Source organism: Anaerofustis stercorihominis DSM 17244 (assembly GCF_000154825.1).
Lineage (GTDB): Bacteria > Bacillota > Clostridia > Eubacteriales > Anaerofustaceae > Anaerofustis > Anaerofustis stercorihominis.
Genome location: NZ_DS560019.1, coordinates 918232 through 937948, shown reverse-complemented (window position 1 = coordinate 937948; position 19717 = coordinate 918232). Strand labels below are relative to the sequence as shown.

Annotated in this window: 19 protein-coding genes; 4 read left to right on the top strand and 15 right to left on the bottom strand. The window is 29.7% G+C overall.

The genetic code is table 11. The annotated features are described in order from the left end of the window. Window positions 1-29: 29 nt before the first annotated feature. Together pfkA and ANASTE_RS09220 are read right to left on the bottom strand one after the other, a co-directional pair. Window positions 30-989: a 6-phosphofructokinase gene (gene pfkA / locus ANASTE_RS09225; protein ID WP_007050750.1), complete on the bottom strand. Its 960-nt coding sequence runs from the start codon at window positions 987-989 to the stop codon at window positions 30-32. 132 nt (window positions 990-1121) lie between these two features. Beyond that, on the bottom strand, window positions 1122-2606 hold the full coding sequence (locus ANASTE_RS09220; RefSeq protein ID WP_181965908.1) for a clostripain-related cysteine peptidase: 1485 nt from the start codon (window positions 2604-2606) through the stop codon (window positions 1122-1124). A 210-nt stretch (window positions 2607-2816) separates the two neighbouring features. Here ANASTE_RS09220 and ANASTE_RS09215 point away from each other — a divergent pair, with 210 nt between their 5' ends. Continuing rightward, a complete protein-coding gene (locus ANASTE_RS09215; RefSeq protein WP_007050748.1) occupies window positions 2817-3764 on the top strand; it encodes an alpha/beta hydrolase in 948 nt (315 codons plus the stop codon). Window positions 3765-3818: 54 nt separating this feature from the next. Here ANASTE_RS09215 and ANASTE_RS09210 read toward each other — a convergent pair whose 3' ends face one another. Then, window positions 3819-4004: a hypothetical protein gene (locus ANASTE_RS09210; protein ID WP_007050747.1), complete on the bottom strand. Its 186-nt coding sequence runs from the start codon at window positions 4002-4004 to the stop codon at window positions 3819-3821. Window positions 4005-4113: 109 nt separating this feature from the next. Here ANASTE_RS09210 and nth point away from each other — a divergent pair, with 109 nt between their 5' ends. Continuing rightward, window positions 4114-4779: an endonuclease III gene (gene nth, locus ANASTE_RS09205; protein WP_007050746.1), complete on the top strand. Its 666-nt coding sequence runs from the start codon at window positions 4114-4116 to the stop codon at window positions 4777-4779. A 216-nt stretch (window positions 4780-4995) separates the two neighbouring features. On the opposite strand, the gene ANASTE_RS09200 is transcribed toward nth, so the two are convergent. From ANASTE_RS09200 to ANASTE_RS09185, 4 genes are all read right to left on the bottom strand, one after another. Next, window positions 4996-5427: a ubiquitin-like domain-containing protein gene (locus ANASTE_RS09200; protein ID WP_007050745.1), complete on the bottom strand. Its 432-nt coding sequence runs from the start codon at window positions 5425-5427 to the stop codon at window positions 4996-4998. 8 nt (window positions 5428-5435) lie between these two features. After that, window positions 5436-6782, bottom strand: coding sequence for an alginate O-acetyltransferase AlgX-related protein (locus tag ANASTE_RS09195; protein WP_007050744.1), 1347 nt, complete (start codon window positions 6780-6782; stop codon window positions 5436-5438). A gap of 93 nt (window positions 6783-6875) precedes the next feature. After that, window positions 6876-8126 (bottom strand): MBOAT family O-acyltransferase, encoded by a 1251-nt coding sequence (locus ANASTE_RS09190; protein WP_341271232.1) that lies wholly within the window; start codon window positions 8124-8126, stop codon window positions 6876-6878. Between the two features lie 219 nt (window positions 8127-8345). After that, window positions 8346-9293 carry a transglutaminase-like domain-containing protein gene (locus ANASTE_RS09185; RefSeq protein ID WP_007050742.1) on the bottom strand — a complete coding sequence of 316 codons (948 nt, stop codon included), beginning with the start codon at window positions 9291-9293 and terminating at the stop codon, window positions 8346-8348. 387 nt (window positions 9294-9680) lie between these two features. Between ANASTE_RS09185 and ANASTE_RS09180 the strand changes: the two genes are divergently transcribed. Further along, the gene (locus tag ANASTE_RS09180; RefSeq protein WP_039945510.1) at window positions 9681-11894 is read left to right on the top strand and encodes a peptidoglycan DD-metalloendopeptidase family protein; all 2214 of its coding nucleotides are present in this window, start codon (window positions 9681-9683) and stop codon (window positions 11892-11894) included. Window positions 11895-11904: 10 nt separating this feature from the next. Next, window positions 11905-12807, top strand: coding sequence for a hypothetical protein (locus ANASTE_RS09175; protein ID WP_007050740.1), 903 nt, complete (start codon window positions 11905-11907; stop codon window positions 12805-12807). A 24-nt stretch (window positions 12808-12831) separates the two neighbouring features. On the opposite strand, the gene ANASTE_RS11515 is transcribed toward ANASTE_RS09175, so the two are convergent. The 8 genes from ANASTE_RS11515 to ANASTE_RS09135 all read right to left on the bottom strand — a co-directional run bounded on the left by ANASTE_RS11515 (window position 12832) and on the right by ANASTE_RS09135 (window position 19488). Beyond that, window positions 12832-14079: a sensor histidine kinase gene (locus ANASTE_RS11515; protein ID WP_007050739.1), complete on the bottom strand. Its 1248-nt coding sequence runs from the start codon at window positions 14077-14079 to the stop codon at window positions 12832-12834. A gap of 4 nt (window positions 14080-14083) precedes the next feature. Further along, window positions 14084-14764, bottom strand: a complete 681-nt coding sequence (locus tag ANASTE_RS09165; RefSeq protein WP_007050738.1) for a winged helix-turn-helix domain-containing protein — start codon at window positions 14762-14764, stop codon at window positions 14084-14086. A 15-nt stretch (window positions 14765-14779) separates the two neighbouring features. Beyond that, the gene (gene phoU, locus ANASTE_RS09160; protein ID WP_007050737.1) at window positions 14780-15454 is read right to left on the bottom strand and encodes a phosphate signaling complex protein PhoU; all 675 of its coding nucleotides are present in this window, start codon (window positions 15452-15454) and stop codon (window positions 14780-14782) included. 22 nt (window positions 15455-15476) lie between these two features. After that, window positions 15477-16238: a phosphate ABC transporter ATP-binding protein PstB gene (gene pstB / locus ANASTE_RS09155; RefSeq protein WP_007050736.1), complete on the bottom strand. Its 762-nt coding sequence runs from the start codon at window positions 16236-16238 to the stop codon at window positions 15477-15479. 8 nt (window positions 16239-16246) lie between these two features. Next, window positions 16247-17095 (bottom strand): phosphate ABC transporter permease PstA, encoded by an 849-nt coding sequence (gene pstA, locus ANASTE_RS09150; RefSeq protein ID WP_148344977.1) that lies wholly within the window; start codon window positions 17093-17095, stop codon window positions 16247-16249. 13 nt (window positions 17096-17108) lie between these two features. Then, window positions 17109-17996: a phosphate ABC transporter permease subunit PstC gene (pstC, locus tag ANASTE_RS09145; RefSeq protein ID WP_007050734.1), complete on the bottom strand. Its 888-nt coding sequence runs from the start codon at window positions 17994-17996 to the stop codon at window positions 17109-17111. A gap of 76 nt (window positions 17997-18072) precedes the next feature. Continuing rightward, window positions 18073-18870, bottom strand: a complete 798-nt coding sequence (locus ANASTE_RS09140; protein ID WP_039945506.1) for a phosphate ABC transporter substrate-binding protein — start codon at window positions 18868-18870, stop codon at window positions 18073-18075. Between the two features lie 234 nt (window positions 18871-19104). Next, window positions 19105-19488, bottom strand: a complete 384-nt coding sequence (locus tag ANASTE_RS09135) for a MerR family transcriptional regulator (RefSeq protein ID WP_007050732.1) — start codon at window positions 19486-19488, stop codon at window positions 19105-19107. Between the last annotated feature and the right edge of the window lie 229 nt (window positions 19489-19717).

Genomic DNA, 19717 nt, shown 5'->3' with positions numbered 1-19717 from the left:
TTATGATTATCTCCTATTTCAAATCTATATTATATTGCAATCATTTCTGCAATTCTTTTAGCTTCTTCGTCAATACTGTATGGCATAGATAAGGCTTCTTCGATTTCCATATCTAAAAATCTTCCGTGCTGATAACACATACATCTATTCGTCTTACCGTCTTTCAAGCACTCAACCGCCATAGCTCCCATTTTGCTGGCAAGCATTCTGTCAAATGCAGAAGGAGAACCACCTCTTTGTATATATCCAAGGTTTGTTCCTCTTGTTGTTACACCAGAGTATTTTTCTATAACATCACAAAATTCTTCATAATGTCCCACACCTTCAGCCAATATTACCAATCCGTAATATTTACCGAGAGCAAAACCTTTTTTGATCCTGTCACAAACAACATCTAAATTAAGTTCTTTTTCTGGGATCAAAATAGCTTCGGCACCCGCAGCAATACCAGCATATAATGCAATAAACCCACTGTTACGGCCCATAACTTCCACAACATTTACTCTGTTATGAGAAGAGGATGTGTCTCTGATTTTATTTATCGCGTCTACTGCCGTATTAACTGCAGTATCAAAACCTATAGAATACTCCGTGCAGGATATATCGTTATCAATCGTTCCGGGAATACCTATAACATTAATCCCGGCTCTGCTCAACTTTTGTGCCCCTCTGTAAGAACCGTCTCCTCCGATAACTACCAAGCCTTCAATACCGTGTTTATGTAATGTATTGACTGCTTTATTTAAACCTTCATCTGTTTTCATCTCCAAACATCTTGCTGAACGAAGGAATGTACCGCCTCTTTGGATTTTATCCGATACAGAATATTCGTCTAATTTTTCTAAGTCATCTTCAATTAATCCTTTATACCCTTGGTAAACTCCATAAACTTCAAAACCATAGTATATCCCGGCACGAACAACGGCCCTTATAGCCGCATTCATTCCGGGAGCATCGCCGCCGCTAGTTAAAACTGCTATTTTTTTCACTTCTATAATCTCCTTTTATATAAATTATTTAAAATATTATTCTAAGTTTTCACTAAACTTCATTATACTATATTCTGAAAAAAAACATTATAGTTTTTTAGTAAAAATATGAAAAAATTTTCATATTTTTCATTACATTTGTAATATTAATGTACCTGCTGTTACTTTAAGTACATCCCCTTTTATCTTCTTTATTTCACCGTCTTCTAAAAATTCATAATTCAATATTTGCACTTCGTCATTTTCTTTTAAATTCAGCACCTTTTTCTCTGATAAATTAAGTTCGCCTCTGGACATGATGACACCTTCTATATTGATCTTACCAGTTGCAAGTTCTTGTTCAAAACGCAAACTTGCTTCTTTACCATTATATATTATAGGAGCAGTATAGACATTTAATTTTCCTTTTGAATATATTTTTTTTACGCTTAATATATCTTTATTTAAATAAAAAGGTTTATTTTTCTTTTCATTATTTAATTTTATTTCATATATGATATTCTTGCCATTTACAGCTTTTATATCATATAAATGACTTACTTTTTTTATATTTTCGTTATCAATATAATTTTTTAAAAATTTATAATATTCATTATCTAAACTTAAATAATGATACAACTTAAGCTCATAAATAGCTTTATTATTATAATTGAGCGGAAAATATACTGACAGCCCGCAGGCATCTTTATTTATATATCCATTTTTATTATATAAAACCACATCATTTATATTTTCAGCTAATTCTTTATTATCACTTTTATTAAAAATATTTTCAGCCAAGGAACTTAAATCGACCATATTACTAAACCCTTCTTCTTTTGTTCTTCCCCCAAAAGCAATTGAATTCAGCATTTTATTATTTAAATTTGAAGTATTTTTATAAATATCATTTTCTTTTAATTTTTCATTAAAGTTATTATATAATTTCCTAACCTTACCTAAATCTAAAAAAGACATAGTTACGATATTATCTTTTTTCTTATTTTTACTTTCATTATAATAAGTATCAACAAATACTTTACCTATATTTTCCATATTACTATTATTAAAATTCCCAACTATTTTTTTATAGTCAAATCCGTATCCCAAAACAAGCTCTTCACTTGCAACCATATACTTGGAATAGTCTTTAATAGAATTTGCGGTTTCCAAGGAAGACATCAAACAAGCATCAAAAACTACAAGGTCCAGTTTCTTTTTTGTCTTTTCGTATGCAGTTTTAAATCCCTTTTTTAGTTCATCCAAAAGCAGTGTATCGCTTTTAAAGTTCTCATCTTTGCCAAATCCGACGATTGCCCCTCCTCCATGGTTCCATAAAACCAAAATATTTTCTTTGCTGTTTTTATAATTTAAAGAAAAATCAATAAAACTGCTTAAAGTTCTGCTGTCTCCCATACTTTGTTTTGGCATTGTTTTTAGAAGATTTAACTTCCCATTTTTTATTTCAAAAATTTGATTGTGATTTTCGCTTATATTTTTATTATGCCATTTTTTTGTCCCTCCGGTTTCTACCAATATTGTCATCCCCTTCGGTATCTTTGCTGACATTAATTCTTGTAAATCCTCACTTGCTATTTTATTCTCGCTTTCCAAGTCGGAGCCATTCATATAAATCATCAATGTTCTTGTTGTTATTTCGGATTTATAATTACAACTGAATAAACTAATAAATAAAATAAAAATAATACTAAATAAAATTCCTTTTTTCATACTATTATTATTAGGATAATTTTGACTTTTATGTAAATATAAAATATGATAAAATAAAATACTTGCTTATATATTTATTATTTAATATAAAATCGGTTTAAGCTAGGAGTAAATCATATGAAAAAGAAATTTAAAATCATTTTATCATTTATAATAACATCAATATTTATCATATTTTTAGGTATGTCGTATTATATAGGAAATCAAGTATTCTTACAATCTACACAATTGACTACTTGTGAAAGCACAAAGGAAATAATAAATAATTCCAGAAGACATGCTAAATATTATAACAAAATTTCATCAAAATATATTATCGAACCTATAAATATCATTTCATCATTAGATAAACATAAAATTCCGGCTGATTATATTTATGCAACAAAATTAAAAAATAAAAATAATAAAACGATTATATTAGTTCATGGACTAGGCGGCAATAGATACTCAATGTACTCGATAGCAGAATATTTTCTGCAAAAAGGATATAATGTTATAAGTTATGATCAAAGAAGTTCTAATGAAAATATAGCTAAATACACTACTTTTGGATATTTAGAAAAGTTTGATTTAATTGATTATATAGACTATGTAAAAAAAGAAGCACCTAATAAAACTCTTGGAGTTTTTGGAACATCATGTGGTGGTGCAACCTCAGGATTGGCTATAGGTTACAAAGACACAGATGATAAAGTAGATTTTTTAATTTTAGATTGTCCAGTCAGCAGTATGGAATGGATGATAGAAAACGAAATAAAAAAAATGAACATTGGAATTCCAACATCGTACATTATGTCTTGCGGAAATGTTGTAAATAAAATCAAGTTAGGATTTTATTATAAAGATGCAGAAGTTCCAAAGTCAATTTCAAATATAAAAACGTCTACTTTAATAATAAACAGTAAAAAAGACACTACAACACCTTATTTTATGGGAAAAAATATTTATGATTCAATTAAATCTAAAAACAAGAAAATTTGGACAGTAGACAACAGTGAACATACTAAAATATGGTTTGAACATAATAAAGAATATAAAAATAAAATTAATAAATTTTTAAAATAAAAATAAAGAAAAAGCCTCTGATTACGTATATCAGAGGCTTTTCAGGCTTTTTTACTAATTTTTCAAACTCATATCTTTAATTTCACTTGCAGCTTCTTTTGCAGCTTTCTCAACCGCATTTTTCATTTTCTTAACAGGTTTTCTCATTTTCTTATTTGTAGCCATATATGAAGTCATACCAACTCCTGCGATCAAGCCTGCTGTAATACCAGTTAACATAGACATAGTTGTTCTTCTCATTTTTTTACTTCCTTTCTAAATTTTATTCTTAATTATTGTTCCAATTTTGCTTAGCTATGATACAATAATTAATAAATAAATCAAGGTAAAAAAAGTTAAGGTAAAAATTATGAAAACAAAAAAAGAAACATTGGAAATAATAGATATTTTAAGTAAATATTACGGGGAATATAAATGCGGTCTTCATTTTAAAAGTCCGTTTGAGTTACTGATTGCAACTATCCTTTCTGCACAATGTACCGATGAAAGAGTTAATATTGTTACCGAAAAATTATTTAAAGAAGCAAATACTCCTTCGGAAATATTGGAAATGGGTGAAAAAGAACTTTTAAAATACATAAAAAGCTGCGGACTTTCCAATACTAAATCAAAGAATATCATAAAAACTTGTTTTACACTATGTAATGAATATAATGAGGAAGTTCCCAAAACTATGGAAGAGCTTATTAAATTAAACGGAGTGGGAAGGAAAACAGCAAACGTTGTATTATCAAATGCTTTCGGAGTTCCCGCTATAGCAGTTGATACACATGTCCAAAGAGTATCAAACAGGATAGGACTTGCAAACAGTGATGATGTTTTAAAAACCGAACAATCTTTAATGAAAAAAATCCCTAAAGAATATTGGTCCAATGCACATCACTGGATTATATGGCATGGAAGAAAAATCTGTACGGCAAGAAACCCTAAATGCGAAGAATGTCCTCTTAATAGTCTTTGTAATTTTTATAAAAAAAATTCAAAAAAGAATAAAAAGAAAGAAGCTGTTATTTAACAGCTTCTTTTAAAAATTTTTATATTTTACACTTCCGTCAGAATAAGTTATCACATAATACCCATGCCCAGAACCATCACAATCATATACTTTTTGCCTGGAAACTTCTCTCGGCCCGGTGGTATTATTTCCGGTATTACCTTTATTTTTGGGAGGATTATATTTTTTCTTCGTACCTATTATAACTATTTCACTTTTAGGATTTTTTAAAACTTTTTACCTATAACTTTTTTTTCTTTTAAATATTCCGTTTATGTACTTATAATAATATGTTATTACATATTTACCGTTTTGTACCTTTTTGCTCTGTTTTACTTTCTCCTTCATAAAGTTCTGATGAATATTTAGTTTTCTTTTTTGAATTTTTATTTTTTTCGTTCTTTTGATGTTTCTTGTCTTTATTCTGGTTATAACAATCTTATCTCCGTCACTTATAGGACTATCAAGAGATAAGGATACTTCATCATCTTTACCTATTTCTATATCATTATCTTCAAAGAAATCTCTTACTGTCATTTTATTTGTAGTATAATCCGTTATCTTACCATTATCCTTTAATTTTATATTTATTTTTGTACATGAAGTTAAAAATAAACAAATAAATATAATAAATAAACAATTGATTAATATTTTAATTTTTTTTCCCATATCTACCTCTAAAATTTATCAAATCCTATAGCATCTTCATATAAAATGTTTAAATATTTTTTTTGTTTACCCATTACTTCTATAAAAGCATTTTCATAATTTACCTTTGATTTATCTAAATAAAGTGTAAAACCGTAATCATTATTATTTACAGTAGACAGAAAAGTTTTATATACATTTAATTTTTGATTATCTTCATTGGTTATTCTGATATATATTTCGGAATTACTGTCTATCCAGTCTTTATCGATAATTCCGCTAATTTTAATATAATTTCTGTTTTCTTCGGATAATGAACATTCTAAAGTTGTATTGGTATAGACTTCTCTTTCTTTTCCTCTTATATTAAACTTTAGACCCTCTATAATCGGAGGCATATTGCTAAATTCATCAATATTTCTTTCTACTTTTTCGATAATAACAACATCCGCTTTACTCGATTTTAAATCTTCCGTTATATTATAAGGAACCAGCTTTGAGTAAGTAGCATTTTTAAAAGCACCTGACATAAAAGGAATTAAAGTATTCCCAAAAGAATCCCTGTACATAAGCAAATTATTTTTTCCATAAGATGACTTTGTTTTAATAATTGGTTCCTCAACACTTTTTGTATCGGTCACATATTTATATTGCTTATAATCATAATAATAATTTTCTTCCGGAACACTAAATTTAGGATATACCATTAAATTTAAATCCCCGATGTAATCATTTTGTTTATTAGGTTCGTTTCCGTCATAATAATAATGCTTTATATTTTTTTTATTTAAAATGCTATTGTATGCCAATAATGCACCCTTGTTATTCCAATGTGAATCCCGTTTTAAATATAAAATATTTTTATTTTTTTCAAATATCGATTTTAAATCAACATAATTTATATTTTGACGTTTTATTTCTTTATTTAAGTTTGATAAGTTATTATCATTACTTACTTTTTTATAATAGTATGGCATATTTTCATAATATAAAGAATTTTTATTTGGCACAATAGTAAATATAAATTCTTTATTTTTATTCTGAACATATTGCTGCATAATGGCTATATTATTAATAACATTGAATATAGCTCGGTCTGACATTATGTCTTTACCAATATAATCATTTAATGAATCTTTATAATAAAGCCAATTATTCCTGCCTGCAATAACATTGTCTGTATTTGAAACGTTGAACAGATTTGTATATAAACTGGAATTTAAAGATACCAATTCCTGTCTGTATGCAAAATGCTCAGTAAAATAATCTCCCAGTTCAGGCAAATATCGTATGTTAATACTTTCTTCTTTTTTAATTGAAGGGAATTTAGATAGTTCTTTCTTTTCAGTCGTAACATCCGTCTTATTATTTATCATTCCAATTAATGGTATGCTGCATATAAAAAAAGCAGATAATTATATAAACTAATGATTTATTTTTATTCATTTCTTTCTCCATTCCATTAATATCTAAAATCTAAAATAAATAAAAGGATTATATGTACTTCCTGATAGATTAATAATACAAATTAATAATAAAACAATACTTAAAATATAATAAACCGTCTCGATTTGTTTATATTTATTTAAGTCAACTTTATTTTTAATATACTTCTTAACAGGCAAAGAACCTATAATTGCAATAATAAGTACTATTATAAACAATGGATTCAACTGTTCATAAGCTAGACTAATTGATAGTGGAGAAAAAGAATATCCGGTAAACATTTGCTTTATAAAATATATACCTTGATAAAGCGTATTCGCTCTAAACATTACAAAACCGACTGCTACAACAATTATCACATATATATGTCTTATTACTTTTGGCATCTTTTTTATAAAATTCAAATATTCTTCCAACAGTAAAAACAAACCATGATATAGTCCCCAAACAACAAACGTCCAATTGGCGCCATGCCACAATCCGGTAAAGAAAAATACTATTATTTTATTTATACAAGTACGCACCTTTCCTTTTCGATTTCCACCTAGTGGAATATATAAATAGTCTCTAAACCATGAAGATAAAGAAATATGCCATCTTCTCCAAAAATCTTTTATGCTATCAGCATAATAAGGATAATTAAAGTTCTCTTTTATATTAAATCCAAACATTTTACCTAGCCCTATAGCCATATCGCTGTATCCGCTGAAATCAAAATATATTTGAAGCATATAAGAAATGGCACCGATCCAAGAAAGAACTATATTGATATCAGTTAGGTTATATGAATAAATATTATCCGCAGCTAAAGCCATAACATTTGAAATAAGTACTTTTTTGGACAGTCCAACTATAAATCGTCTTATCCCTTTTGCCACTTCTTCCGGGATTTGTTTTCTATTATCTATTTGTTCATTGATATCATGATATTTAACAATAGGTCCCGCTATTAACTGAGGGAAAAAAGATATATATAAAAGTAACTTAAAATAATTATTTTGAACTTTTACCCTATTATAATATACGTCTATTACATATGATAAAATTTGAAAAGTATAAAATGATATACCTATCGGAAGAAGTATATTAGGTACAGTAAAGTTTAAATTTAGAATATTATTTAAGCTGATAACGACCATTGAAGAATATTTAAATATCCCTAGCATTCCTAAGTTAATAATAACATCTAAAATTAAAAACACTTTTTTTATACGAACTTTATTGCAGCCGATTATTTTAGCAAAAATAAAATTAACCAGTGAACTAAACAGCATTAACAAAATATAAATAGGTTCCCCATATGCATAAAAAATCAAACTCGCAACGATTAATAAACCATTCTTAAATTTTAAGGACGGAATAATTGTATATAAGATAAATGTGATAGGTAAAAACGCACATAAAAACACAATAGAACTAAAAACCATAAAACTCCCTTTTCTCTTTGTATATAAAAACTATAGTATAAATTTAATACTACTCTAAATAATATCCTATAAATTTATAGGATATACTTTTTGTTTTTTTATGCCAAAAGGAGGCTTTTTATATGTTCTCTGATAAGAATTTATGTTTTTATAATTTTTTTGCATATTTGGATCGTACAAATATAATTTACCATTGGAATGTTTTATTTCAACCCATCCATGAGGAGTCATTCCGCCGCCCAATGCTACTATTTTACCGGTTACAACTCTTGCATCATATCCTAATACTTTTGCACAATATGCGAATGAACTTGCATAATTATAACAATTCCCTTTTTTCTTTTTATACATTTGGTAAGCATAATAACTTGTCCAGTTTTTCCCTTTTGAAGTAGGTTTTGCGTAACTTCTTTTATATTTATAAGTTTTATAAATATAATTATAGCAAGCTTTTAATTTTTTTGCTTTTGTATTATTCTTTTTATTTTTTGATATTTTATTTACTAACTTAACGGCTTCCATAGATGTTTTTGTTGTAATTCTCTTACCGCTTTTATTTACATAATATTTACCAACAATCGTATTAACGTTTAATATGCCTGTTGATGAAAAATAATAATAATATTTACCTATTTTTGCCCAACCTATTTTTGCACCGCTGGTAGTAAAATAGTGATTTTTGTTATTTATTTTTTTCCATCCACCGACAAAAACCGTACCATTGGAATAAATATAATAATATTTATTCCCAATTTTTTTCTTACCGGAAGTACTGCTCTTATAGATAGAATTATTACTATAAATATAATAATATTTATTATCAATTTTATATATTCCGCTTTTTGATACTTCTTTAACTATACCATCAGCCGAAAAATAATAAAACTTACCAGCTTTTAAATATATCCCGCTTTTTGAAGGAATAAATTTTAATCCTTCAATATCATTTTCATCTTTTAAATTAGGATCAAAATAATACATCTTTCCATCAATTTTTATAAATCCGGTCTGCAATATATCGTCCTTATAGTAATGACCATCTTTTTCACCTGTAAAAGGCTCTTCGGGTACAGATGGATTCTCGTTGTCTTCTGTTTCATTGTTAAATCCTGTTTCATCTATATTTTTCTTACTATCTTCAATATTCTTAACTTTACTGTCTAATATATAGATATTATTTTCTTTTTCATTTTTATTCCCCCCCTATTTTTAATTTTAGTAATTTATAGTAGCATAATATGATATATAATATTATATCATATTTCTATCATATTGTATTAATAATATTTTCATTATTTATCACATATTATTCAAATAACTACGTCATTATTACCATAAATTTATGTTTATTGACATTTTTTTATTTAAATATAAATGGTTATATTAAAGGGGTTTTACATAATGAAAAAAAGAAATTTGTCACTAAATATAATATTTATATTAACTTTTATTTTTACATGCAGCTTTAGCTTGAAAACCATAAATGCACAAAGCTACAGATATCCGCTGGAGGATACGAAAGCCCATGTAACAAGTCCTTACGGCTGGAGGATACATCCCATATACGGAACTAAAAAATTTCATGCAGGAGTTGACCTGGTATGTGACAGCAAATATATACTCGCTGCAAAAACAGGAACTGTCATAGAAACAGGATATGACAGCGGAAGAGGAAATTATGTTATTTTGCAGCACAGTGACAATAAAGACAGGTCGACATATATGCACATGAGTTCTATATATGTAAAAAAGAATCAAAGCATTAAACAAGGACAAATAATAGGATATATGGGTGCGACTGGTGCGGCTACAGGAGTTCACCTTCATTTCCAAGTAAATAAAGCACCGAACTACTCTTCAACTGCAGAAGTAAATCCGAATAAGTTAAAATATACTTATAACAAAAATCATACTCATGTTTATAATAAATACGGAGTACAAGACACTAAAAAACATCCCCATGTTTTGATAGGAAAATGTATCTGCGGAAAACTAGCAAAAACTACTGCAAGCACAGAAAAAAAATACGGACTTGCAAAAGGATGTAAAAAATGCCTTCCTGTAATAACAAGCAAATACAAAGCCAAAACAACATCAAAATCAATGAAAGTAAAATGGAGCAAAGTAAAAAATGCAAACAGCTATAAATATTATTTATACTCTGTACCAAAAGAATATGCAACTTTTTTCCCAACATTAAGCGGAAGCACAACAAAAAATGAAGTTACGTTTACCAATTTATTACCCGGGGAATATAAAGTATTTATACAAGCGATAGACAGCAAATACGGGACAAAGAGCAGTGCAAGTGCACAAACAGTATTTTATGTAGATTTACCTAAATATACACCAAAGAAATCAATCATTGCAGATAATAAAATTTATTCTTTATTTGAGGTATCTTCATCTTGGAAATATTCAGAAAACATATGTAAGAGGCTTGGAGGTCATCTGGCAATATTGAGTAACAGCACCAGAAACAAATCAGTAATAAACATGATAAAAAAATACGGCAAAAAGGATTATTATTTCATAGGTGCAACCGATGAAAAGAAACAAGGGACATTTAAATGGGTAGACGGAACTAAATTCTCTTACAAGGCATTTGCAAAGGGACAGCCTTCAGATGAATATAAAGACAGACCATATATAAGAGAAGATTATTTAGCGATAGATACCAATAAAAATTACGGTTGGAACGACTTATCAAATTTCAGCACAGCAGAAAAAAAAGCCTCGACGGCAAATAAAGGGTTTATATTACAAACAGATATACCCAAAGCTCCGGCTGCACCTAATATACGATTAGAGCAGCAAGGTGCCGATAATATAATAATCAGCTGGAATAAAGTAAATGCTAATAAATATCTGGTTTATTATTCAGCTTCTGAAAATGGGAAATATACTAAACTCGGAGAAACGACTTCAACAAATATGACTGCAAAAAAATTAAAATTTGGTCAAACGTACTACTTTAAAGTTATCGGATATGCGACCAAGTTTGAATTCTCTGCAAAGGGCAAATACTCTGGGGTAAAAAACATACAAATAAAACCAAGTAATATTACAGCTCTAAGCATAAAAGATTCACCCGGAAGCAACGTTAATATTAAATACAATAAATCATACAATGCTACGGCATACGAAGTATACAGATCTACGGTTAAAGATAGAAATTATAAGAAAATAGGAGTAACGAACAAAGACAATTTTACGGATAAAGTAAAAAAGGATAAATTTTATTATTATAAAATAAGACCTTATTATAAGAACCAAAATACTATTATATATGGTAACTACAGCTATGCAGTATGTATTAAATACATAAAAAAACCTTCTACCGTAAAAGGTATAAAAATCACTAAGGGTAAAAATTATGCTGTGAAAATAAAATACTCAAAATCATCTTATGCTAAAGGATACCAAATTTATCGTTCCAATTATAAAGATAAAAAATTTAAAAGAATTGCAACCACAAGCAAATTGTCCTACATAGATAAATCGAAAAAGAAGAAAAATAAACCTTATTATTATAAAGTAAGAGCCTATAATAAAATAGAAAATGTAACTTCATATGGTAATTACAGTAAAGTTAAAGGAGCTAAATTTAAATAAGAGGTGAACAATGAGAAGAAAAAATATAATATTAATCACATCAATAATCATTAGTATATTTATACTTGGAGGATGTTCTAAAGGTCCTAAAATATCACTGAAAAATGAAAGCATAGAAGCCAATAAAAACGCAAAATTGATGGATTTGATAAGTATAGAAAACGGAGAAGGCTATACGGTAGAAGCTTTAGAAAATGATATTGACCTTGGGAAATGCGGAGAATATACGATTCACTACATAATAAAAAAAGATAATAAACAAACAGATGAACAGGAATTGACTTTTAAAGTTATTGATACTACAAATCCCGGCATAAACTGTGATGAAACCATAAAAGTTGCAGCAAGTAATAAAACATTCGACATAAATAAATATGCTACCATTACAGACAACTCAAGTGACAAATTAACAATTACTTTAGACGGAAATTATGATACAACAAAAACAGGCTCATATGACGTTACAATTACAGCAAAGGACTCCTCAGATAATCAGGCAATGAAAAGTATCACTTTAGAAGTAATAGGCGAAGATGAAGAAGAAATTTATCACACAAGTTATTTGGAAAAAGAAAAAGCGGTAATGGGATACTGGGTAAACAAAAAGGATAATAAATTAATAGTTGTAAAGGATGACGGAAATGGCTCAAGTGTTCAGCTAAAACTGGTTGTATCTTTATTAAATAGCGGACCATCCGGTTCTGATGCAGGTGGGAATATCACATCCATATCAGAAATCGGAGAAAATAAATATAAAGTAACATATAAGGATTATGAAACCAATAATAAAGAAACTTTAACATTTACTATAAATAATGATAATAAAATGACACTAAGCAGTAAGTATAAAACTATAAACGGAACTTATGAAAAGTGGAGCGAACAAAGAATAAATGAATATTGGAATAAATAAAAAAGAAGATATTAATCTTCTTTTTTATTTTTGTATAACATCGAAAGTTATCATAAAAGTCGTTCCGGCATTATAAACCGATTTGACGTCTATGGTTCCTTTATACTTGTATATTATTCTTTTAACTATCGAAAGTCCAAGTCCGGAACCCTCTACTTTTCTGTTCCTGCTCTTATCAACTCTATAAAATCTTTCAAAGATATGTGGAAGATTTTCTTCCTTTATACCTATACCGGTATCTTTTATCGTTATATGGACTTTTCTTTTTATTTGTTTTATATCGATATAAATCTTACCGTTATCTTTATTATATTTTATTCCATTTTCTATCAGATTTATAAATACCCTTAAAATATCTTCATGCCTCGCCATTATATATCCGTCTTTTAAATCTAAATCTACGGTTATGTTTCGTTCATATATCTTATAGTCAAGTACTTCTACTGCCTCTTTTACAACGTCACTTACATTAACTTCTTCCAATGGCATATCTTCTTCATCCACATCTTCCAAACTTGATAATTTAAGTATACCTTCAACCAAAGTATCCATCCTGATTGCTTCCCTTTTAATAGTGGTACTATACTCTATTATTTTATCTTTATCATCTATAAGTCCCGAAGAAATAAGTTCCGCAAAACCTCTTATGGACGTAATAGGTGTTTTTAATTCATGAGAAGCATTGGCAAAAAATTCTCTTTTGTATACATCAACGGCACTGCCGAAAGGTATGACAGAATCTTTTGCAAACTTTCTTGCAAATAGCCATGATATCAAAAATGAAATTACTATGGCAAGCAGGAATATACTTATCTTTGTAAGCAGATTTTCATATATAGTTCCCATAGGTACCATTACCCTTAAAATATTTTTATTTTTAAGAACCATAGCACCATACATTACTTTTTCTTTTAAAGTGGAAGAATTCCTTATTATATATCCTTCGCCTTTTTTCTTGGCATCTTTTATTTCTTCTCTGTCGGAATGATTTTCGGTTATCCCTTCGTGAGCGGAATCCGCTAAAACCACACCCTTCGGAGAAATCAATGTCACTCTGTATTTGTCGGTAGAAATGTCCTGAAGATAGTCTACATCCTTTTGATAATTATCACTAAACGCATATGTTTCGTTTACGGTATGAAGGAATCCTTCAATAGTAGTATGATAACCATTATCCTGAGTTTTCGATAAAACTATAAAAAAGGAAAAGCTTAATATTAAAGTACATACAAGTCCTACAATAAAACTACGAATAAAGACAAATCTTCTCATTTTATTAACCTAATTTGTATCCTATTCCTCTGATAGTCTTTATATACTTATATTTATCGTCTTCACTTCCTATTTTATTTCTAAGTGTCTTCATATGCATATCAAGAGTTCTGCTTTCTCCTTCAAAATCATAACCCCAAACTTCGTTTAAAAGTTCTTCTCTGGTTACGACTCTTCCTTTATTTTCAAGCATATATAACAGAATTTTATATTCTTTCTTCGTAAGGATAACTTCTTCACCGTCATGTGAAACAAGATAATTTTCCTTATCTATGGTAATATCTTTATAATTTAAGATATTATCCTCTACCTTATAACTTCTCCTAAGAACACTCTTTATTCTCGAAGAAAGTTCAAGGACCGAAAACGGCTTTGTAACATAATCATCTGCTCCGAGTTCAAGAGCATTTACTTTATCTATCTCACTGCTTTTAGCACTTAAAATAATTATAGGAATACTTTTATATTTATTACTGTTTTTTAGTAGCTTAAGAGCATCGATACCGCTCATTCCCGGAAGCATTATATCAAGTAACATCAGTTTAGGCTTTTCTTCTTTTAATGCAATCATCATATCTTCACAGTTTTCGAATACTTTGACGTAATAATTAAATGCTTCCAGTGAACATTTTAACAGTTCACTTATATTATTGTCATCTTCAACTACATAAATATAATTACCCATAATTTTTCCTTTTCTTTATAATAATTTCTTATTCTTATGTTCTCCGGTCAAATAGAATATAACCCATTCACATATATTTGTTGCATGGTCTCCGATACGTTCCAAATACTTAATAAGCATAAGCGTATCCATCGCAAGACTCGGAGAAATTTTATCCGATTTAAGTCCTTTTATTATATCATCTCTAACTTCATAAAACAACTCATCAACCTCACTATCAGTCTTTATGGTCGTCTTTGCAAGTTCTAAATTATCATTTATAAAAGCAGAAATACTGGATGCAACCATTTCCAAATCTATATCCGCCATTTTCAGTATTTTATCGTCTACTATTCTGAACGGTTCCGGATTTTTTTCTTTTTCATCATCCAAACATATAGAAGCAATGTCTGCGGCATGGTCTCCGATACGCTCCATATCGGTAATCATCTTCATTGCCGTAGATATAAGTCTTAAATCGGTAGCTACAGGCTGCTGTCTTAAAATAAGTTTTAAACATCTTGCTTCAATCTTTCTTTCCATTTCATTTATGGCTTTATCCGATTCTATTATATCTTTAGCGGCTTCCTCATCATCGCTTTCTATTGCCTTAAATGAAGTCTTTATTGCTTTTTCGATCATTGAACCCATTTCTACAAGTTCATGATGTAATAAACCCAATTCTTCATCAAATCTTCTTCTTGCACTCATTTATATTCTCCTTTTCATAGTATCAACCAAATCTTCCGGTTATATATTCTTCAGTTTTAGGATGCTCTGGATTTGCAAACAGCGCCGATGTTTTATTGAATTCGATAAGCTCTCCGAGAAGGAAAAATGCAGTCTTATCGGAAATCCTTGCCGCTTGCTGCATATTGTGAGTAACAATAACAACGGTGTACTTTTTCTTTAAATCAAACACCAATTCTTCTATCTTCATGGTAGAAATAGGATCAAGCGCACTTGTAGGTTCATCCATTAAAAGGATTTCAGGTTCGACCGCTAATGCTCTTGCTATACAAAGCCTCTGTTGTTGTCCTCCGGATAATCCAAAAGCCGACTTTTTAAGTCTGTCTTTTACTTCCTCAAATAAAGCGGCTCCCTTCAGACTTCTCTCTACGATTTCATCGAGTTCACTCTTATTTTTTATTCCATGAACCCTTGGACCGTAAGCAATATTATCATAAATACTCATTGGAAACGGATTGGGTTTTTGGAATACCATTCCTACTTTTTTTCTAAGAAGTGTTACATCTATATCTTCATCATAAATATTTTCATTATCTATTAAAATCTCTCCTGTGATTTTAACACCTTCAACGAGATCATTCATTCTGTTTATGCTCTTTAAATATGTGGATTTTCCGCATCCGCTCGGACCTATCAATGAAACCACTTCATTTTCTAAAATATCCATATTTATATTTTTTAAAGCATGGTTTTTGGAATAATAAAGGTCCATATTTTTGGTTATAATCTTTTTTCTTTTTTCCATCTTTCCTCCTACTTAGCCTCTAACTTCTTAGATAGAAGCCTTGCCGATAAATTTATAATAAGTACTATCACGATCAATATACTTGCAAGTGCAAAACAAACCGAAAGGTTTTCACCCCTTGAAGCATATAAGTATAGCTGAACCGTAAGGGTAGCACCGCTTTTAAACATATGATTTATTAATCCTCCGGTCAGCATATACCCCATTCCTGCGGTAAATATCAAAGCCGCACTTTCGCCGACTACTTTACCTACACTCAATATCACTGCGGTTACGATACCGGGCATTGAACAAGGAAGTAAAATCGTTCTTATCAAATATATTTTTTTCGCCCCCATTCCGAGAGCACCTTCTCTGTACATGTTCGGAACACTGCTTAAAGCTTCCTGCGTAGTCCTGATTAATGTCGGTAATACCATAATAGAAAGAGTAAGTGTACCTGATATGATCGACACTCTAAGACCTAGGAATATACTAAAGAACATATATCCGAATAAACCATATATTATTGAAGGAATACCCGCCAAAGTTTGAGTTGTGAATTCCACTGCCTTAACTAATTTGCTTTCTTTCCTAGCATATTCATTAAGATATATTGCACTTCCTATACCTATTGGGACTGCAATAACAAGAGTCAAAACTATCATATATAAAGTATTGATTATCATTGGGAATACTCCGACGGAACCCGTAAGTTCACTAGGCGAAGTTGTTAACATTTTTAAATCAATACTCCCAACCCCTTTAACCATTACATATAGAACAAGTGATAAAGCAAGAAGTGCCGTAAATCCCGCACTGATAATAACAAGAAACTTTAGTATATTATCTGCCAATCTAAATTTTTTCTTTTTCATCATTTCCTCCTGCTTAATCATATTTCTGGTCTGCTTTGGCTAAGAAGACATTTAATATTAAGTTTATTATCATAATAAAGATAAATAATACCAGTCCTATTGCAAATAATGCGTCTTTATGTAATCCGACTGCATATGACATTTCCGATACTATCCCGCTTGTCATAAGTCTTACAGACTGGAAAATGTCCGGCATATTAACACTGTTACCGGTAACCATAATAACTGCCATAGTCTCCCCTATGGCTCTGCCTATACCAAGTACTATACTCGTTGTTATACCGCTTCTTGCAGCAGGGATCAATATTTTAAATATAGTCTGCATTTTTGTAGCCCCTAGTCCCAACGAAGCTTCTTTATATTCGCTTGGAAGAGATCTTATACTGTTTTCGCTTATAGTTACTATTGTAGGAAGTATCATTATCGATAATACGAGCATACCTGTAAAAAGGTTTGCTCCGTAAGATAGATCAAATACTTTGGCAATAAACGGAACCAATAATATCAGACCTACAAATCCATATATAACAGAAGGAATTCCGGATAGTATTTCTATAAAGGGTCTAATAAAATTAGCAACTTTTTTATTTGCTATTTCACTCAAAAATACTGCAGTCAATACTCCGATAGGAACTCCTATAATAATAGCACCGAATGTAGCACAGATACTTGAAAGTATCATAGGAAGAATTCCGTAGCTGGGATTTGCCCCTGTCGGATTCCAAACAGTACCGAACAAAAAGTTAAAAAGACCTATCTCTTTAACAGCAGGAAATCCTGATATAATCATATATAAGCTTATAACAACAACACTTATAATAGAAATAACAGCGCAAAATAAAAAAATCTTTTCAAATATTCCGGATACTCTATCCTGCTTAGTTTTATTTTTTAATTTCATCCGCTTACCTCTTAAAATGTAACATTAATGCACCATAAGGTGCATTAATGTATGTAAATTTATTTATTATTAAATCTTATTTTACTTTTACAAAGTGACTGCTTTCAACGATACCTTGTCCGTCAGCACTTAACATATATTCAACAAAAGCTTTTACTTCACTTGAAGCATCCCCGCTTGTTACAACGATAAATGGTCTTTGTACTTTATAGCTGCCGTCTGAAACCGTACTTTCACTTGGTGCTACTCCATCAACTTTTACAGCCTTTAATTCATCATCTACATAACCAAGTGACATATAACCTATAGCGCCTTTTGTTGAAGCTACTGTTGATTTTACTTGACCTGTTTCATTAAGTTCTGCTTTATATTTGCATTTTTCTTCAACATCAAGGATACTTTCAAAACCGTCTCTTGTACCGCTGCCTGCTTCTCTGCCTACAACCACGATTTCTTCGTCAGCTCCGCCTACATCTTTCCAGTTTGTGATTTTACCTGTGTAGATGTCAGCAATTTGTTTGCTTGTCAACTCTTCAACTTTGTTGTCTTTATTTACTACTATTGCTATACCGTCAATAGCTACTTGATATTCTGTTAAGCCTTCTTGTTTTTCTTCATCTTTAAGTTCTCTGCTTAACATACCAACTTGAGCACTTTCGTCTTTTACGCTTGTAACACCCGCTGATGAACCTCCGCCCTGAACATCGATAGTCACATCATTATTTAATTGATAAGCTTCACCCCAAGCTTTTGCAACGCTTTCCATAGAAGTTGAACCTGCCATTGTTATTGTTCCGGAACCTGAAGCTCCGCAGCCGGCAAATCCGATTAGGCATAATGCTGCTAAACATACAGCTAATAATTTCTTTTTCATTTTTTCTTTTCCTCTCTTTGAAATGATATTTATTATGTGGTAATAATATATCAATATCATTTTTTCAGAAATCATACTTTGGTAAATATAAAGTAAAAAAAACGTAAAGTGGTAAAAAAATAAACATGAAGAAATTTACTTAATCCATGTTTATTTTTCTTACAAATATTGAATTTTAAATTGTTATAATTATTTTTACCTAAATAAATTTATATTTTTAAAAGTAAAATCAATTTATTTTTTTATTAAATTATCTTCGCATTTTTTCATAAGACCATCGCTGTATCTTTTAATTTTATAATCCAAACGTTCCAATGTGCTTTGCATTTCGGAAATCTTTTTACTAAGCTTTTCTCGTTCTTCAAGCAAAATTTCTTTTCTTCCTTCAATAGTCTCATCACCTTGCTGAAATAAACTTACATATTCAACCAAGGATTCGATAGACAGTCCGGAACCTCTCATACACCTTATAAATTCGATCCAGTTTAAATCTTCATCTCTGAATTCTCTTATTCCTCCGCTATTTCTCGGAACATGAGGAATTAAACCTATTCGCTCATAATAACGTATAGTATCCTGGGACACATTTAATTTTTTACTTACTTCAGCTATTTTCATGATCAAATCCCTCCGTTAATCGTATAATTATACTTCATTAATAAAATGCTTTTATATCTTTATATATATTATATAACTTGGAGTGAACTCCAAGTCAAGTATTTAAGAAAATAAAAATAATAATAACTTATGTACCCAAGATATCATGAAAATACACACTTGATTTATTATATTAAACATTACTTTATACCTCACTCACTATTAAACGATTTATATAAAAATTAATAAA